Genomic DNA, 19,191 nt, shown 5'->3' with positions numbered 1-19,191 from the left:
AGAACCGTCCCCACGTTCCATTTCCATTAATTACTTCTATTATGCATTTTATGTAAATGATAAAATTACCATGTTTACATATTAATAGAAGGAGACAAACATTTTGCACAAATTGCTATTTTCCATCTTTTCGTTACTCTTAGTTTTTCCGACGGGGTTTCCTATGGCTGCTGAGGCGGATACAGTATTGCCGTTTGATACAACGGTATCAGGGTCAATTTCAGTTGAGGATCCGATGGATGCTTATACGATTACTGTTCCTGAGGCGGGGACGGTTACAACCAATGTGAAGGCCTATTATTATACTGTTCAAATTGAATTAAGAGACTCTAATAACAATTTGGTTGGGCATTCGAATTGGATTTACAATGGTCGTCCTGAAAATCCAACTTCCTGGACGAATGCAATGAATGTTGAACCAGGAGTGTATACTCTTTTTGTAAAAGAAGTCAAAGATTCAGGGCACGGAGATTACAGTCTGAATGTTTCATATGAGCCGACGAATAACAATGAAACCGAACCAAATCAAACAATGACACAAGCGATGCCGCTGGAATTGGATGGGGATCGAGTCAAAGGGCTGATCAGCTGGAATGATAGTACCGATTTTTATAAATTAGTCGTAACGGAGCCAGGACGTATTTGGCTGGATGTCAAGTCTGACATGAAGAATGGTGTTCTCGAATTGTATGATGGAAAAGGGAATTCCATCTATCATGACACCTTAGGTTATAGGAGTGAGTTTACCGTAGAATGGAAGAGGCGTGCGGATCTTGAAGTGGGCACCTATTATTTTAGAGTCGCTGGGAATGAGTTTAACCAGGGGCTATATGATATCGGGGCATCTTTCATCCCGGCTAACACTAAAGAAGCGGAACCAAATAACACGAGAGCGACCGCTATTCCCTTGATTACAGATGGGGCAGTCCATTCTGGATTTTTGAGTGAAACCGACCATAGTGATTATTATAAAATCGAAATGCTTTATGATGGGACTTTAACCATCGATTTTACTTCGGAATATGTCGGATATGAGGTAATGGACGAGGGGAATACCCAATATGGCAGGCACTTTAGCAGTGGCTATCTGGATCATCCTGAATCTACTACAACGACTATTAAATTACCTAAAGGAACGTATTATTTTATACCGGAGATTGGGGTTTCATGGCAGACAGGAGTATACACAATGGCTCTCAGGTCAGAAGGCACGCCTCCTCCACCTCCTAAAATGAATTTCATGGATGTATCCAGCAGTTACCTTCCTGCGGTTATGTATTTATTATCAGAAGAGGTGACATCCGGAATAAGGACGAATGTTTTCGGAACGGCGCTGAAAATTAAGCGTGTCGACGCAGCGATCTGGCTGGCGAAAATTTTGGAGTTGGACACAACAAATGAAACAGCTCCAGTATTCTGGGACGTACCACCAAGAGCATGGGGCAGCATCAACGCACTGAAAAAGGCCGGAATCGTCAACGGAAAATCGACCACCTATTTCGGGGCAAACGACGATGTCACCCGGGGTGAAATGGCACTAATGCTGCAAAAAGCCTATAACCTGTCAGGCGACGGAGTCACTCTGCCATTCACCGACGTAACACCGCGTTACGAAACAGCCATAAAAGCATTATTGAAAAACGACATCACCAAAGGAAAAACACCAACCACATTCGGCACCAACCAACCCATCACCCGCGGAGAAATGGCAATATTTCTTTATCGGGCAGATTCGTGAACATAGGGACGGTTCTCATGTTTCAAAATGAAACATGAGAACCGTCCCTGCGATTACAGGGGGGAATCATTATGAGGAAATATCAAAAAGTTTTTCGTCAATTTTTGGCGGCTGGTACTGCAGCGGCTCTGCTGGTTACTGCCACTGCTCCGGCTTCAGCGGCGAATGAGCTTCCGTTTACTGACGTGAGCGGGCACTATACGAATACCGTTGGTCATTTTTATACCTATAATTTAGTCGACGGAACATCTGCTAGAAGTTTTGGGACAACCAACAGCATTAAGCGTGGTGATACAGCGGTCATCATTGCCAAGGCGATTTATCCGGACACTCTCTATCCTATAGACGCTGGTTTTACCGATGTCGGGCGTTATGGACCAGCTGTTAACGCGCTTTTTCAAGAGGGAATCATCAATGGACTCAGTAAAACTAAATTTAATCCGAACGGAACTTTGACCCGCGGTGCTATGGCTAAAATTCTCGTTGAAGCATTCGACATTCCGGCAGCAGAAAAAAATTCCCCTTTTAAAGATGCTGCTGGTGTTTTCGGCCCTTATGTAAATGCATTATATGAAGCAGGCATCACAGGCGGTAAAAGCGCGGACATGTTCGGGACAAACAGTGACATTACCCGGGGAGAGTTCATGATTCTTTTATACAAAACAATCATGAAGTTTGGTTATGTGATAAAACCAGAACTTGAAGTGAATGGAGTCAATGACGGGCTGATTACGAAAACAGCTAAACAAAGACTTACAATTGAAGCTTCGGAAAACTCTGACGTTAAAGTACTTGTCGGTAACAAAGAAGTGCCAGTGAATGTGGAAGGTACATATGATATCGCTTTGACTGAAGGGGAAAATACCATCACGGTTACGGCAACATTATTCGGTGTCGTTTCAACTGTCACCAAAACAGTCACCCTTGACATAACTCCGCCTACTCTAATCGTTTCTGATATACCTGAAGTAGTCTATACACCTATATTGGCACTCGATTTTGAAGCCGAACCAGGAGCTGGGGTTCAGGTAACATTAAACGGAGAGGCAGTAAATGATGTAACCAAAATAACCCTTAAAGAAGGCAAGAACACCATTGTCATAACAGTAACGGATTCACCAGGAAATAAAAGTATAGTAGAAAAAGTTATTACGTATGTGAACTGAGAACATAGGGACGGTTCTCGCGTTTCAACTGAAACGCAAGAACCGTCCCTATGTTTTATTTTTCGACAAATTCTAAATTTTTTTCTTTTTTATCCGAAATAAATAGAAAGACTGTATACAGGACAGGGGAGCGGACGATGAAATTGAAGAAGCTGAACTTCAAACTGAAAGCCAGTAAGAAGGAGAAATCGAAGCCTAGTAAGAAGTCTAATCGGAATTTCTCTGTAAGGGCAAAATTGATGACAGGATTTTTCTCGGTTTTAGCGTTATTGGCGCTGGTCGCAATCATTACAAATTTTGAAATTAGCCATGTTAATAATCAGTATTCGTCATCCATCGATGATCGTATGGAGAAGATGGATTTGATTGTGAAAATGAAAGATGCTGTCATGAAGGAGCAGGGAGCTTTATACAAGTATATGGCGAATGGCGATGGTGAAAGCCTGATTGAATTTGAAGGTGCGGTTGAAAACTTTGCTAAATCTTCAAAGAAATATTTAGAAGTGACACGCTCTGCCGAGGGCAAGAAGGTTGGGGAAGCCCTTGTAGCGGCTGAGAGGGAATATTATGAGATCGCTTCAGAGGCATTTACTTTAATAAGAGACGAACAAACAGTGAAGGTCAGGCTGTTAATGCAGCAAAAAGGAAACCCGGCCATTTTCAAGTTGAATTCCGCTACTGAGGATGCAATGGAGTATCAGCAAGATACTTTGCAGGGAACGATTGAAACTCTGACTGGAAGTGTTGGAACAGTCTCAGTTGTCATCATCGCGATCAGTGTTGCTGCTTTCATTATCGGGATTGCGATTGCGATGTTCATCAGCAGGATAATTTCGAAGCCGGTGCAATTGGTTTCGCGTGCGGCTGAAGAAGTAGCAAACGGGAACCTTGCAGTTGAGAAAATCCATGTGAAAAACAAGGATGAAATCGGTGAGCTGGCAGCGTCCTTCAATACGATGACCACCAATTTGCGCGAATTGATTTTTCAGGTAAGCAGTACGTCTGAACAGGTTGCTTCATCAGCTGAAGAAATGATGGCAAGTGCAGACCAGACCAATGCAGCGACGAATCAGGTTGCTACGGCGATCCAGGAAGTTGCCAGCGGGGCTGAAACTCAAAGCAAAAACACGGAAGAAAGTGCAAGAGCAGTAGGCGAAATGTCAATTGGAATCCAGCGTGTAGCGGAAACGACCTCCACTGTCGCTGAGTCCGCTCAAGATACATCGAAACAAGCATTGGTAGGTCATGAGTCGCTTGAAAAAGTGATCAACCAGATGAAATCCATTAACCAATCAACCAATGAAACAAATGCAGTCATTAAAGATCTGGATAAAAAATCAGCTGAAATTGGCAAGATTATTGAAGTCATCACGGGGATTGCCGATCAAACTAATTTGCTTGCTTTGAATGCAGCGATTGAAGCAGCAAGAGCGGGTGAGCACGGCAAGGGGTTTGCGGTTGTAGCCGATGAAGTTAGGAAGTTGGCAGAGCTATCCAGGCAATCAGCAGGACAGATTTCTGGATTGGTTGAGGTCATTCAAAAAGATACCCACCGTGTAGTGGGAATGATGAACAAAGGAACAGTCGAAATCTATACAGGAACACAATTAGTCGAAGAAACGGGGAAGACTTTTAACGTAATTTTAAAGTCGATCGAGCACGTCAGCTCCGAAATCCAGGAAGTCTCCGCGATTTCAGAAGAAATGTCAGCAAGCGTCCAGCAGGTGAATGCCTCAATCGAAGAGGTCACTAGGATCGCACGCAGCTCAGTCGCCAGTACAGGAGAAATCGCTGCTGCGACAGAAGAACAGTTGGCTTCCATGGACGAAGTCGCAACATCCTCCGCTTCACTCGCTAGGTTGGCAGAAGAACTTAGAGAAATGGTTGGGAAGTTTAAAATCTAATGTGAACATGGGGACGGTTCTCGCGTTCCAAACTGGAACACGAGAACCGTCCCCATGTTTCAAAAAGGCCATTCATTGGTCTTTTTTTATACTGTGAATTTGGCATTAGGCGGAAAAGGAATCTACGACATCAAATCGAATTATTTATATAAATAGATGCACAGGGTGTTGGGGGAGAAGGATGAAAAAGTACTTAATACTGATGTTGCTTGGCAGCTCGTTGCTATGGCTCGGAGGCTGCTCGGATGAGATGGCGGTGGCCAAGGGGGAACCTGAAAAGGCAGAGGTTATTCAGACAAAGATAGAAGTGCCTGTGATTAAAGACTTTCTGCAGAAATTTGATTTTGAGCAGAGAAAAAAGAGTAAAACGCATGTGGTCCTTCATTTTACCAGCAATGTTGCATTGAACCCAGAGAACCCTTATGTCTATGAAGATATCCGGGGAATTTTTAAAGAATACGATGTTTCACCTCATTATATGATCGACCGAAATGGGGTTATCTACTATATGTTGCCGGAAAACAGGGTGGCACGGCATGCGGGTAAAGGTGACCTGGAGAGGTACCCAGAGTACAAGGATCACCTGAACGATTTTTCCATCGGGATCGAACTCATGGCAATCGGAACAGAAGCGGAAATGCAATCCATCATTCCTTCTGAAGACTATAAAAAGATTCCCAAAGAACACATTGGCTATACAGAAGCCCAATATAAATCTCTTAATCTGCTGATTGACGACATATTAGCACGGAACCCAAAAATAAAAAGAAACAGAACCCACATCATCGGCCACGACGAATATGCAAAAGGTCGGAAAACAGACCCAGGAAGCCTGTTTGATTGGGGAAGGATTATTCAATAGTAGAACCGTCCACGTGTTCCAGACTCGTATTCCAATGATACTAAAGATTTTGTGAATTCGTACGATATTAATAGTACTTAAGTATGGGTTTTATAGAAACCACAAAGGAGTACTGCCGTGACGATTATTGAAAAGGATGTGCGAATGCTAGAACATGCTGAACTGCTGCAGCAGGCTGTGAAAACGGTTGTTCCAGGTGTGGCTGAAACGGTTTTAATAAAAGAAAATGGACCTTCCATTGAGCTTGCAATGGGGATCATCATCGGCATTACCGGAAGTTTTAGCGGGAAGCTGGTTTTAACGGGGCTGGAGACGACCTTTCAGGGAATCAGTGAAATGATGTACGGAATGAGACTGGATGGAATGATGCTAGAGTCATTTGCCGGAGAGATTGGGAATATGATTGGCGGTCATTTCTCGATAGAACTTTCAAAAAACAATGTTCCAATTGATATAACTGCTCCAACGATTTTACAGGGGAGTGCCAGGATATCAGGGTATCGCTCTGGCATTTTAATCAAAACTCTATTTATGAATAATAGCCAGATAGAAGTATATTTTTTACATGATTGAGTACAAAAAAGTCACCATGAGTTAAGCTCAAGTGGTGACTTGATTATTTTATATGACTTTTTTTGCTCTCGGTTTGTGCTTGCTTATAAAATCCTAAGAAATCTGATTGAAGTCTGCTTTTTCGATATTGCAAACATGGCCCAATAGGCCAAGAATCACTAGTTCTGAATTTTCATCCTCACGCATGTCAGCGCTTAACTCATTCACAAACATTATGGTCCTCGGCACCGGATACAGAAAGCTTAGGAACCTGGACGAGATGGGTATGAGCAAAGGCGGTTTCGACCTCGGTTGCGAGTTCATACCATGCGAGGAAATTGTCCCGGTGCATTTTATTCGTCTCTCGGATGAAAGACCGTCTCGAGTGCTTATGGTGTTCTTTTGGCATCAGAATCAGCGCGAGAATCCGATACAGCCACTTTTGTTTGTTTCTTTTTCACAAACGAAAAGAATGTGATTTTAATAGAAGTGGGATATACTAGAATTGAATAAAACAGATGAACTTCGATAGCTTTTTGCGCTTCAAAGTAGCTCCTCGTATCCTTCTGAATATAATTCCTTCATTTCATTTTAAGAAGATCTGTCTAACCCAAATAACCGAAAACTAACCTCTCAAACTTTCTCGAAGATCGACCTCCTCTTGTATTAAACTTCACATTTTCATTTATTTTAGCTCCTAATATTTCTACCCGTTCCCGTCTATTATTTTTTCAAAATTCCCCTAAAAAATGAAAGGCAGTGACAGGAAAAATGCCACGCAAAGCCCGAATCAAAAGTAAAAATGGTGTCTATCACGTCATGTTAAGAGGCGCGAATAAGCAGGAGATTTTCCATGATGATGCGGATAATATGAAGTTCCTTGATATTTTAAAGAAATATAAAGAGGAGTCTGGAATGGGAGTGTATGCCTGGTGCCTGATGAATAACCATGTGCATCTTCTTGTTAGAGAGGTTAACGAAGACCTATCGACTACGATGAAGCGGATTGGCGTGAGTTATGCCTCGTATTATAACTGGAAGTATCTGACGACCGGCCATCTTTTTCAGGATCGCTTTAGAAGTGAAAGTGTGGAAAGCAAACGTTATTTCCTGACTGTGATCAGGTACATTCACCAGAATCCGGTGAAGGCTGGGATTGTCCGCGATGTAGCAGATTGGCGTTGGAGCAGTTGTGCTGCTTATTATGGGCAAAAATCCTATGCGGGTGAGCTGCTTTCAAGTGGGAAGGTTTTTAAAATGATGGCCGATGATGTCGCGGTCGCCAGGGAAAAGTTCAGGGAGTACAATGAGCAAAATAGTGAAGACGCATGCATGGATGCAGGGTGGAGAAGAAGGAGGCTGACGGATGAAGCAGCAAGGGAAGAAATCAGTGGGCTTCTGGGGGAAGTGTTGATTGCTCAGGTTAAGAGTTTGCCTAAAGTTGAGCGACGGGCAGTTTTGCGAAAGGTCAAAACAATCGAGGGGCTTACACAACGGCAGGCGGGGAGGATATTGGGGGTTTCTACTAGTTTGATTAATAGGGTGTGGGGGGACGAACGTTAGGTTTCTGGGTGGAATGAGACAGGCATCTCATTGTGGAAAGTGGCTGTTTTTTTAAAAAAAGGAACGGAAGAACCGTCCCCATGTTCCATTATGAAACACGAGAACCGTCCCTACGTTCCACTTTTGAGTGTTTCTGCAAAAACTCGAGGGATAGCTGGTTGAATTCTTCTGCTTTTTCGATATTGCAGACATGGCCGCATTGGTTAAGAATGATTAATTCAGAGTGGTTGTCACCTTGCAGGTCAGCTCTTAACTCGTTCACAAACATATGGTCTTCGGCGCCTGATATATATAGTTTAGGAATCTTTACATTTTGGACATTGGTATAGATTGATTCAACTTCAGCTACGAGCTGATACCATCCAAGGAAATTGTTCCGCAGCATTTTTTGTGCTTCATGGATGAAGAATCGTCTAGAGTGCTTATGGTTATCTTTAGGCATGAGAATCAGTGCCAGGATGCGATACAACCACATAAATGGAATCGCTCCCTTTATCAGTCCTGCAATTTTTAGAAGGAATTTTGCCATCCTGTTCAAGCTGGTTATTGCTCCTCCTAATACAGCAGAACTCACCCGGTCCGGATTTGATTTGAGTAATTGATGGAGGATGATCGTCCCTAGTGAAATGCCGACAAAGTGTGCTTTGTGAATCGCGAGTTTGTCCAGCGTTTTTGCAATCTCTTTAACGATTAAATCAAAAGAGAACCTTTCTTTATAGGACTCTATGTCAGGAGAATCCCCATGGCCGGGTAAATGAATGGCCAGAACATTGAAGTGCTTTGAATAGGCTTTTATTTGCTTGTAAAAGATTTTAGAGTTGCCGCCAATCCCGTGCAGCAATACAACGTACTCTGAGCCGTGCCCCTTATATAACTTGTAATCTAGCATTAAAATCTCCTTAAGTCGGTCTTGTTGGTAACTACATGATACCCTTGGTGCTGATTCTAGTAAACCCTTACAGGGGTATTGACTATTTCTTTATAAAAAAACTAAAGAAATGGGGGTGCCTGGTTAGGAGGATAATTCTGAAACGTGAGAACCGTAGCCATGTCTCAAAAAAAGGCACCTCCCGGTTAAAAAGGAGGTGCCTGTTGAGTTTGAAAGTGAGACGCGAGAACCGTCCCCATGTTCCATTTTGGAACACGAGAACCGTCCCCATGTTCCACTTAGTAGTTCATCAGTTTTGCCTTCACTAGGAAGTTGGCTAGGATTTTGGCCATTTCGTTGCGTTGTGTGTTGCCGGCTGGTGCGAATGTGTCTTTTGATTTTCCGTTGATGATGCCTGCCTGGTACACTGCTTCGACGTCTGATTTGGCCCAATTGCCGATGGATCCTGCGTCTTTGAAGTGTGTTAATTTCTTGGATTTATCTAATCCAGATAAATCGTAGTTGATGAAGTCTAGTTTCATCGCGCGGCCGATCATGGCTGCTGCTTCGGTACGTGTGATCTTTTCGCCAGGTGCGAATGTGCTGTTGCCTTTGCCCTGGATGATTCCGTATTCGATGGCTGCCATTAGGGCGTTGTTATCATTGAACCACTCATTGCCTTTGACGTCGTTAAAGCGTCCGTCGTATTTCGCGCCTGGAAGTCCAAGTGCGCGAACGAGCAATGCTGTGAATTCTGCACGAGTCAGCTGGCTTGCGCTGCCGAATGTGCCGTTGCCTTTACCTTTGATGATGTACTTGGATGCCAATGTTTCGATATACTTTTCGGCCCAGTCTTTGCCGTTGTTGACGTCAGAGAAGGTTACATCGTTCTCAACGATTGCGTACGTTGAGTTCGTCAATGACTTGATCGTAGCTGTCTTGCCGTCGAACAATGTTGGTACTGCACTGAATGAACCGTCTGCATTTAGTTTTACAGCTACTGCTCTAGAAGCGTTGAAGTTAGCGTCGCCAAGGATTTCACGTTCAACGTATGTGCTGAATTCCTTGATTTCTGCCTTCTTGCCTCCGGCTACTGCTTCAACTGTAAAATCAACCACTGCTGATTTCAGCTTCAGCTTTGTATCTGGTTTTACCACGTTCACAGAAACCGTGATCTGAACATCGCTTGGTGATACGCCAAGCTTCTTCGCAAGTTCTGCCACATTCACTTCTGATACAGGAAGCGTGTAGGTTGCGTTTTCTGTTACCACTTCAACTGTTGCTTGCTTATTTTTAGCGAATGCTTCCGTAAATAAGTTTGCAGGCAGCTGTGCTTTTGCCTTCTCGCCAGCAGCTGGCTTTTCTAGCTTGACTGCCAGGTTGTGCTTGTCAGCTGTGATGGCTTTTACGATCTCTGCTACTTTGTCAGCAGCAACCTTTGTTACGACTTCAACCATGCCAGAAGGATTCTTTTCTTTTACCACTTCAGCAGCCCATGCTGGAAGCTCAATTGTGTGAGGCTTCTCACCAGCTGGCGGGGCAGGAGGGTTCGGATTAGATTCACCGTTACCTGGTGCGTCTGTTGCTTTTCTGTCGAGCTTAATGACCACAGTCGTTAGTGGGTCAATTGTTAATATGTCTCTTGTTAACTGGAAGCCAGATCTTTCAGCTACCGGTTTTACCCCAGCTTCATCATTGTCGACAAGCACCTTACCGCCAGAGAAGTTATAGTCTCCTAGAGTCAATGTACGAGTTTTGTTATCAGCATTCACAAACACATAGTAATTGCCAGTGTTGTCTGTTGATACGTTTTCGTATGCGATCATTAAGTCAGTAGACTTGATTTCAGGGATGTTAAGCAGTGTGACATTCGAGTCAACCAAGCCTTTTTCGCCTAAGCGGAAAGCATTCGTTGATTTTCTTAACTCAATCAAACCTTTTGTATAGGCTTGAGTTGTTGTATTAACAGGGTTTAACTCTTTGTTTGTTGCCTTCTGCCAATCGAATTTATTGATGGCATCAGATGAGTCATAAGAGTCGTGAATGAAATATCCAAATGGATTTCCGTTCTCGTCTTTAAACTCAGTGTATTTTTGCTCTGGTACGCCTTCACCTAACCATTGCTTCGTTCTGCCGTATTCCTGGCCAGAGTGAAGGAAAGCAGTTCCCTGGGATGTTAAAATAATCGAGTTTCCAAGACGGATGCGCTTGTGAATTTCTAACTCATTTTCAGGAACTGATGGGTCCTTTTTGATTGATTGTGCAATAACATCGTGAAGCGGCAAGTTATCGTGCGCTGCGATGTATTGAACCATATCGCCTGGGTCGTCGTCAGCCGTGTTTCCTGGCTGTGCTTTAATGTTGTTAAAAATGGTGTTGATATCGCGTGCTCCGCCAGTAATGAAGCGAGGCTCACCTTCAGAACCGAAGCCTGATTTTAACTCGTTGCGGATCTCATCAGAGAACACGCCCACGTTGTCTGTTTTATCCATCCAATCCTGGTCTGCGCCCATGCCTTTAAGTGCTGGGTCGGATAGGTGGCCGGCAAATGTTCTCCAGCCTTCACCGATGAAGATTGCATCAGGATTTACGGAAGCTGCTGCGTCATATGCATGTTGGATAGAAGGGTAGGTTGCGTCGCCCATCATATCAAAGCGCATACCATCAATCTTATATTCGTCAAACCAGTATTTCACTGAATCGACCATTAATTTCTCTGCCATCGTGTGACTTGTTGCCAGGTTGTTACCAAAACCGCCAAGGAAGTTTCCTTTGTCGTCCTGGAACGCGTAGTAGTTTGGAACAATGTCATTTAATTGGCTTGCTTTTGCCATATGAGTGTAAACAACGTCAAGGACGACACCCATTCCAGCATCGTGGATTGCGTCAACCAGCTGTTTCAGCTCTTTTACGCGCTGTTCAGGGTTAGTTGCATCCTCTGAATATGCGCCATCTGGAGAGAAGTAGCTGTGCGGGTCATAGCCCCAGTTGTATTCATTTCCGCCAGCTGAATATTCAAGCTCTCTTTGACCCATCTTCGTTTCATCGCCATAATACCAAGCCATTACAGGAAGCAATTGAACATGTGTTACGCCAAGAGATTTTAAGTAATCCAGCTTGTCGATGAACGCTTTATAAGAACCCCATCTTGCGTTCAGATCGCCTTCGATTGAAGGGTCGGCCGTGAAGTCACGGATGTGTGCTTCGTAAATCACTGCGTCTTCACGCTTTTTATAGCCATCGATTTTAGCGTGGCTGAAGCCTTCAGGGTTTGTACCGCTAAGGTCAACAATTGCCGCCTTGCCAACAGTGTCTCCGTCAGGACCAGCATTGCCTTCTGTATTTACAGTGAAGGCTGCCATTGATTTTGCATAAGGATCTAACACTTGGCGAGTTACGCCGTCATTTGTTACATCATATTGGTAAAAATAACCTTCAAGATCGGTTACGTTTTCCAGGTCGCCAGGTTTGACGTCTGCAGACCAGACACCTTTTTCACCCTTCGTTAACTCGATGCTGCCGATTTGTGTTGCGGCATTATTTTTATCAAAGAAATTAGCGACAACCTTGCTAGCCTTAGGAGCCCATAATTTAAGTGTTGCTGCTCCATCCTTGTAAGTCGCACCAAGGTCGTTTCCATCATAAGCGTACATTTCATCAAGCATTCTCCAGCCAGTAGAAGCTGAAACCGTTCTGCCTGAGTATGTTACAGATAATGGAAGCTTTTCTAAATCAAATATTGCTTTTACTTTTGCAGCCGTTGCGCTTGTGATTTCAACGCTTTCGATGGCAACTGCTGCACCTGTTGCGTCTTTGATTTCAAGAGCGTCTTTTAATGTGTCAGGCGTTAAGCCATCTGTCATCGTAAAACCTAGTAGAATTGTATCTTCAGAGATAACCTCTGCATTGGTGATTCCTGTTGCCTGCTCCCAGTATGGAGAAACGTATACATTGTCATCGCCTTGTCTTACCCAAAGGTGATTGTATTTGTCCAGCAGGTTGAAGGATTTGTCGCCGCCGTCTTTTTCTTGGGTTGATTTGTTAAGTGTGATCATGCCGATTGTTTTGGCATTTTCGTTCAACTCAATATCTACATACGCACCATATCTGTCCGTGTTTGAAAATGATGGTGCATCGGATGTCCAGTTAGCAGGAGCATTTTTCACATCGCCCCAGTACCATAGACCGAAGTTTTCATAGTCAGCGTTGTCACGTACATAGTGAACGCGGACAGTGTTCGCTGGAAGGTCAACTGGTTCGTATGTGTACACCTTATCAGAACCTTGCTTGATAAAAATTTCGTTCATCTCAGATGAAGAAATCGTAAAGCTTTTATCGCCGCCGTCCTTACCAGCATCACCCTTTGTAATATCCATCACGAGGAAGCCAATGTTCTTCGCGCCCTCTTTAAGTTCTACGTCGATATAAGCACCGTAGCTGTCTGTTTTTTCGAACATTGTAGAGCCAGTCGGCCAGTTGGCAGAAGGGGAAGCTACATCGTTCCACAGCCATGCACCGAAGTTTTCATAATTGTTGTCCGTACGTTTGTAGTGGATGCGGATGTGGTTAGCAGGGATTGGTTCTACCGTTCCATCTCCATCACCGTCGCCAGAGCCAGCAGCTACAGCAGCTGTGATTTCTCCGCTATCGACTGTTAATAAAACAGTACCGCCATCAGCTTTTGCTGGAATTGTTAATGTGATTTCGCCAGCTTCCGAAGCAGTATACGTTTTGTCTGCATAGTGGTCCTTTACAACCGCACCTGCAGGAACTGTAAGCGTCACGTCTTTTGCTTTGTCAGCAATATTCAATCCTACGTAAGCTGATTCGTTTCCATTTTTACGAGCAAAAAGAAGGAACTTATCAGCGTCAGAACCGCCAATCGGTGCGCGTTCACCTTTCGCGAACACTTCTGAATGAGCGCTTCTGAAGTTCAAGACTTTAGTATAGTGCTCAAGGACGTCGTTGTTTTCTACTTTGTCCCATGCAAGGTCATAACGGTTATCATATTGCGGATAGTTGTTTGCACCGCTTTGTCCAAGCTCTTCACCGTAATAGATGACTGGCTGGCCTTTTGATGTTGCTTGCAGGGAAGCAGCGACCTTAAGCTTGCCTTTGTCATTTCCTTCTTTAAATAGGAAACCATCTTCGTCATGGCTGCCTAAGAACGAACCTAAAGTAGCCGTATTGTCAATTTTACCGTTGCGGGCAGTCAGGGCATCGTTTGCTGCCTTCAGCTTGCCGTTCACGAAATCATGCGCAATTCCTTTGAAATCGAAGTCAAGCAGGGAGTCCATCATACCTGTTTCAAGGTATCCAAGTTGATTGTTGGCACTTGCTCCCCAAGCTTCACCAATCATTTTGTGTGTCGGCATTTTTTCGGTGAGGGCATTTTTGAATGCCATCCATGTTGCGTCTTCAACGTGCTTCACCGTGTCGACACGGAAGTAGTCAATCGTGTTTCCTTTAGCTGTTTTTGCTTTATCGATCCAGTCTGTTTGCCAGTCGATGATGGTCTTGCGGACTGCCGGGTCTTCCGTTTTTAAGTCAGGAAGGCTTGCAAGTTCTCCAACAACCTCATCGGAACCTACATTTGCACCCTGGCGAAGCAGGCTGCTGAAAGTACTGCGTTCAGCGTCAGTTGGGTAGCCAGCTGGAGGGTTTGTTGCGTCTCCATCGATATCCTTCAGGCCATATCCCGTGTGGTTCAATACTACGTCAACCATGATTTTGATGCCTTTTTCATGGGCAGCGTCAATAAGTGTATGGAAATCTTCCATTGTCCCGAAGTGCGGGTTCAGCTTACCGAAGTTGCTTGCCCAGTAGCCATGGTAAGCGTAGTATGAATGCCCTTCAGCGTTGTCGTAGCGTACATCATACTTGATATTTTCCACAATCGGAGAGATCCAGATTGTGTTCACGCCTAGCTTGTCAAGATAATCCAATTTTTGCGTGATACCTTTAAAATCGCCGCCCTGGTAGGTGCCGCGGTCGTTTTTAGCGTCGTAGTTCTGGTTGTAAGGGTCGTTGTTTGATGAATCGCCATCAAAGAAACGGTCTGTCAGCATGAAATAGATGATCGACTCGTCCCAGTCGAAATCATTTTCACCGACAGCCTGGCGAGTCTTTACCTCTACTGATGCTTTTCCGTTGTAGTAGTTTCCGTATGAATCTACTACAGTCACAGGGATTTCTTTCGTTCCAGCTGTAACATTGTCATCCACTGCAATTGTGATCGCTTTTAAAGAAGGATCGACTTCAAGCTTGTCAGATCCGCCAAGCGCAGAAATGTCTGCAGTGATTTTGCTGACTTTCACGTTTTCAGTCAAGCCTTGGATATCAACCTTTAAGACAGCGTTTTCATTATAGTTAATCGCTGCAGGTGTAACGGTTCCTGAAACAGTCAATTCTGCTTTTTGGAAGTCGATTTCTGAAGTTGGGTTGTAAGGGTCATTCACTTCAGATGTCGTGCCGTCTTTCATGGTTACAACGTAAGAGTAGGACGTTTTGCCATTAGGAATGTTCTCGTAAGTCGCTACGAATCTCTCATTCTCTGGCTCATACGTCATTGGTGTTGTTTTCCCATCAAACTTCAATTCTACCTTTTGGATTGTGTCCATTTGGTCGTTTGCGAAAAGAGTTTTATCACGATAGTAGAACGTTGCATTTCCATTATCGATCACTGGAGCGGATCCGTCAGGAACGATCCTCATTTGTGCGACTCCACTTGTTATGTAAGCCTTTGTGATAGAGTCGTTTTTATTTACTGGGATAATTCGGTCTTTATCATACTCTTTTACTGCAGTATCCCAATTATCTGTACTGCGAATTACTAGACCGATGCTGTTTGTTTCTGGTGCGACAGCTATATCAGCCGAGGCCGCGCCGCCATCATAAGATTGGAAATTAATCTGGTCATTAGTACGGCCAGTATTCCAAACCCAAATGTTCCAGCCATCATACTTTTGATCTTCCCGAATGTACGTAACTCGGACGGTACGGTCGGATGATTCCACTGCAGAAACGGAACCCTCAGCCGATGCTTGAGGAGCTGGCACAAAAGGCAGCCACAAACTCAAAAGCATCAACGCCGTCATGAAAATAGAAAAACTACGCTTAGACTTCCTACTCATAGACATACTTTCCCCCTTATTTATTAGTTTAATAGAACCACAGAAGGAGTTGCTGCTTTATCACTGCAAAGCGATGGGGGTCAGACCCCCGCCAAGTTAAAGCTTTAACGCATCAGTGCGCCGGGGGTCTGACCCCCAGTGCAGTGAAGCTTTAATGTGGTGCAGGTTTCTTCTGTAATTCTATTAATGAAATCGTTTGCACAAATTGGTAAAAAAATATTCACTCAAAAGTGCAAGCGGTTGCAATAGTGTTACTTTTCAATTTTACAATATTTTGAGAAATACGGCAATGCATTCTGTGTGTCGAAATGTTGAAATAGTTATAGTTGCCTCCTAATGAAATTGGAAGGTGCCTATAGCAGATTAGCAGATTATTGATTTAAATTAAAAGGTGACAAACTCCTGCTATATTTCTGGAACGAATTTTCATGAAAAATAAACTTCTCCCAACATAGTTTCGTCTAAATAGAAAAAGTAGGGGAGAGTCACACAAAATGAAAACGAAACTTGCTTATGTAATCTTCGGCGCCCTGTTTTTGTCCATGGCTGGTGCATTTTACTATGAAGGAGCTCCTGAGGAAGCTGGGGCTTCTGAGAAAACGTACATAGCTGAGAAGGAGGCTGAATCGTTTAAAGAGGTTAATAGTGATGAAGAGTTAATGAATGAAAGTGTTGAATCGGATGCTAAGACAGATGTTGTGTCGGATAAAGAAACGACTGAATCAAAGAAAAAAGTGACTGAGCCAAAAGAAGAAGTTAATACCATTCAGGAAAAGACCGAACCGAAAGATACCATTCAATATGGAGACTCGCTATATGTCAGCGTTATGGATGAACCAAAATATCAACGTCAGGCTAAAATCGCCAAAAAGTATGGAACGGAGCTGTATGCAATCCCGCGGACGGATTTATTTGCTTATTTTAACGGAAAAGAAATGGTCATCAGCAAGAGTACCGGTGTTGTATCAGCCAACCCGCAATACGTTGAGATGCTAAAAGACTTGTACTCTGGTGAGGGCTTTTTATATGAAGGTGTTTCAGAAAATATCGATTTCGTAAACAAGACCGGAGCAAAGGTCACGGTCGAATTTGATCGTTATGAGGCTTATTCTATTAGCCAAAAAGAGAATGGGTGGATTGTGTTGTCCTGGTGATGGGCAATCGAAAAGAGGTGTTTTGCTGCACCTCTTTATTAATTTAGAAAATTCTTGGTTATAATACTATTATTAAATCAAAAAGTATCATGGGGACGGTTCTCTCGTCTCAAAAAAGCGGAACATGAGAACCGTCCCTATGTTCTTGTTAGGAGTTTAGTAATATGCTAATCCACTGCTCAAAAAAGCTTTTAGATGAACTGAAAATCAAACCAGACCCTGAGCTGGCAGAAGAGCCGCTTTTCTCCTGGAGTGCGCATGTGCTTACGATTCAGCGTAAAAAAATGGTGGTGGCCGTTAACAATTTAAATCGGTATGCCGTGATTTTGTATGGGCTTAAGGCGAAAGATTTTAAGCGATTGGGTGAGCTCATTAAGGATGGGCTTCGTGAAATCTGGCTGGCTGAAGGGATAAAGGAAGATGTGATAGAGAGATATCTTTCTGCTGCTGGAGAAGTAAATTTTACAAAATCGAAGGACCGCTCTTCTGTTTCAAGGTTAAATAGAGCATGTGATTTTGTTTATTTTTTGGAAGAATATATTGATCCAACTTCACTCATTAACACGGAGCTTAGCTTGAAAGTCAGCCGCGATCTTGTTGGAGCAGGGAAGAATAAGTATATATATCCTTATAGAGAGATGTTCAAAGAGCTTGAAAACCTAACAGATGGAAGGATTTTTGGTACAGAGGCTGTTCAGCTGAAAATTTCATTAAAGCTGGATGATCGTCCTTGTTGGCGCAGAGTGATCGTGCCGCTTAATAATACGTTCGAAGAGCTTCATGAAGTGATTAAATATTCATTCGGCTGGGGTTATCAGCATTTGCATACTTTTTACCTATATAATCCAAAAATCAAAAAGAAGCTTTCTCCTAACCACCCTGCATATCATGAAGTAGGCTATGAGCCAATATTGAATATCGTGGGCAGTCCGGAAGCGTTGCTCGTTCCGATCGATATGGAAAGGCGTCTTGAACAGCAGGCAAAACTATTAGAGTATATTCCTGAAGTGACGCATCTTAAATATGTCTACGATTTCGGAGACAATTGGGAACATTACATCGAGGTTGAGAAGGTCATCCGTGATTATGATACCTATCATCCCGTTTGCCTTGAAGGCGAAGGGGACACTCCTCCAGAGGATGTTGGGGGAAGGTCTGGTTACGCGGAGTATCTTAAGGTGATCAATGACCCGGGGCATCCAGATTATCGGGAAATTAGTACATGGGGACAAATGAATGAACGTCGGAGATTTGATATAGAGATGGTCAATCGATTGTTGAAGTAAAAAACCTGTCAGTTTCGCAGGCTTTTTTGCATGCGATTTTTGTGAAAAAAAGGAGCAGCTAATTGGCTCCCATTATTCCTCAAGCAGACGATGGATCATCCGTTGCCGGTCATCAAAAAACTGCTTCATTATAGTATAGTGATTCGTTTCTTCCAGCTTTCGTTCATGTATGCCGTCCTCGCTGAACTCGTAGATTTTTGCGTCGGGATAGGCCATGATGATCGGCGAGTGGGTGGCGATGATGAGCTGGGAGTTTGCCCGGACCAGGTCATGGATTCTTGTGAGCATCGACATCTGGCGCAGAGGCGAGAGGGCAGCTTCCGGTTCGTCGAGGAGATAGATGCCATTTCCGCTGAACCGGTGGATGAAGGTTGCGAAGAAAGACTCTCCGTGCGATTGCTCATGCAGGGACTTACCGCCAAATGAGTTGATGATCTTTGGTCCACCTGGTTCTCGATCCATTTCCTCAATATTCGATGCCACATTGTAAAAGCTCTCCGCCCGCAGGAAAAACCCATCACTTGGCCGTTCAATCCCCTTGATCACTTTGATATAATCAGCAAGTTCCGAATGCGAATCGAAGGTCGAGAAATTAAAGTTCAGCGACCCGCCTTCAGGATTGAATCCCAGTGCAACCGCGATCGCCTCCAGCAAAGTAGATTTCCCCATCCCATTTTCCCCGATGAAAAAAGTGACTTTTGGGTGAAGTTCCAGCTCGTCTAGCGTTTTCAGACTTGGAAGATTGAAAGGGTAGTGCCTGAAGGAAGGAACTTCTTCGCGTTTTAGATTTATTCTACTAACATATTGCCAGCTTAGATAGCTCATCGTTCAAACCTCGGACATGTTTTTTATTAATCATAACATTACAGGCATCTTCTTTAAAAAAAGGAAGGCGCCTGTTGTTAACCCCTGTTACTAATTTGGATCGTGAGTACCGTCAATTCCAAACCCTGTAACGCATTAAC

At 43.7% G+C, this 19,191-nt stretch carries 12 protein-coding genes and 1 pseudogene; 9 read left to right on the top strand and 4 right to left on the bottom strand.

What is annotated here, in order from left to right; translation table 11 throughout:
* Nucleotides 1-163 precede the first annotated feature (163 nt).
* The 6 genes and pseudogenes from V7201_RS06395 (at nt 164) to V7201_RS06375 (ending at nt 6,243) form a co-directional block, all read left to right on the top strand.
* Nucleotides 164-1,738: an S-layer homology domain-containing protein gene (locus tag V7201_RS06395; RefSeq protein ID WP_335375958.1), complete on the top strand. Its 1,575-nt coding sequence runs from the start codon at nt 164-166 to the stop codon at nt 1,736-1,738.
* Between the two features lie 71 nt (nt 1,739-1,809).
* Nucleotides 1,810-2,904 (top strand): S-layer homology domain-containing protein, encoded by a 1,095-nt coding sequence (locus tag V7201_RS06390; protein WP_335375957.1) that lies wholly within the window; start codon nt 1,810-1,812, stop codon nt 2,902-2,904.
* A 50-nt stretch (nt 2,905-2,954) separates the two neighbouring features.
* Nucleotides 2,955-3,869 (top strand): annotated as a pseudogene (locus V7201_RS23175) (HAMP domain-containing protein); the annotation flags it as partial.
* Nucleotides 3,861-4,808, top strand: coding sequence for a methyl-accepting chemotaxis protein (locus V7201_RS23170; RefSeq protein ID WP_438825021.1), 948 nt, complete (start codon nt 3,861-3,863; stop codon nt 4,806-4,808). The pseudogene V7201_RS23175 and the gene V7201_RS23170, both read left to right, overlap by 9 nt.
* A 181-nt stretch (nt 4,809-4,989) precedes the next feature.
* A complete protein-coding gene (locus V7201_RS06380; RefSeq protein WP_335375955.1) occupies nt 4,990-5,670 on the top strand; it encodes an N-acetylmuramoyl-L-alanine amidase in 681 nt (226 codons plus the stop codon).
* 117 nt (nt 5,671-5,787) lie between these two features.
* Nucleotides 5,788-6,243 carry a chemotaxis protein CheX gene (locus V7201_RS06375; RefSeq protein WP_335375954.1) on the top strand — a complete coding sequence of 152 codons (456 nt, stop codon included), beginning with the start codon at nt 5,788-5,790 and terminating at the stop codon, nt 6,241-6,243.
* Between the two features lie 199 nt (nt 6,244-6,442).
* Here V7201_RS06375 and V7201_RS06370 read toward each other — a convergent pair whose 3' ends face one another.
* A complete protein-coding gene (locus V7201_RS06370) occupies nt 6,443-6,574 on the bottom strand; it encodes a hypothetical protein (protein WP_335375953.1) in 132 nt (43 codons plus the stop codon).
* A 419-nt stretch (nt 6,575-6,993) separates the two neighbouring features.
* Between V7201_RS06370 and V7201_RS06365 the strand changes: the two genes are divergently transcribed.
* The gene (locus V7201_RS06365; protein ID WP_335375952.1) at nt 6,994-7,785 is read left to right on the top strand and encodes an REP-associated tyrosine transposase; all 792 of its coding nucleotides are present in this window, start codon (nt 6,994-6,996) and stop codon (nt 7,783-7,785) included.
* Between the two features lie 88 nt (nt 7,786-7,873).
* Here V7201_RS06365 and V7201_RS06360 read toward each other — a convergent pair whose 3' ends face one another.
* Nucleotides 7,874-8,674, bottom strand: a complete 801-nt coding sequence (locus tag V7201_RS06360) for an alpha/beta fold hydrolase (RefSeq protein WP_335375951.1) — start codon at nt 8,672-8,674, stop codon at nt 7,874-7,876.
* Between the two features lie 278 nt (nt 8,675-8,952).
* The gene (locus V7201_RS06355; protein ID WP_438825020.1) at nt 8,953-15,786 is read right to left on the bottom strand and encodes a pullulanase; all 6,834 of its coding nucleotides are present in this window, start codon (nt 15,784-15,786) and stop codon (nt 8,953-8,955) included.
* A 494-nt stretch (nt 15,787-16,280) separates the two neighbouring features.
* Between V7201_RS06355 and V7201_RS06350 the strand changes: the two genes are divergently transcribed.
* Both V7201_RS06350 and V7201_RS06345 read left to right on the top strand, forming a co-directional pair.
* A complete protein-coding gene (locus tag V7201_RS06350) occupies nt 16,281-16,940 on the top strand; it encodes a hypothetical protein (RefSeq protein WP_335375949.1) in 660 nt (219 codons plus the stop codon).
* Nucleotides 16,941-17,104: 164 nt separating this feature from the next.
* Nucleotides 17,105-18,226, top strand: a complete 1,122-nt coding sequence (locus V7201_RS06345) for a plasmid pRiA4b ORF-3 family protein (RefSeq protein WP_335375948.1) — start codon at nt 17,105-17,107, stop codon at nt 18,224-18,226.
* A gap of 72 nt (nt 18,227-18,298) precedes the next feature.
* On the opposite strand, the gene V7201_RS06340 is transcribed toward V7201_RS06345, so the two are convergent.
* Nucleotides 18,299-19,051 carry an AAA family ATPase gene (locus tag V7201_RS06340; protein ID WP_335375947.1) on the bottom strand — a complete coding sequence of 251 codons (753 nt, stop codon included), beginning with the start codon at nt 19,049-19,051 and terminating at the stop codon, nt 18,299-18,301.
* Nucleotides 19,052-19,191: the final 140 nt, after the last annotated feature.

Source organism: Bacillus sp. JJ1122 (genome assembly GCF_036964885.1).
Lineage (GTDB): Bacteria > Bacillota > Bacilli > Bacillales > Cytobacillaceae > Mesobacillus.
Note: the sequence above shows the minus strand (reverse complement) of the source record. Positions and strands in the feature narration are given on the sequence as shown.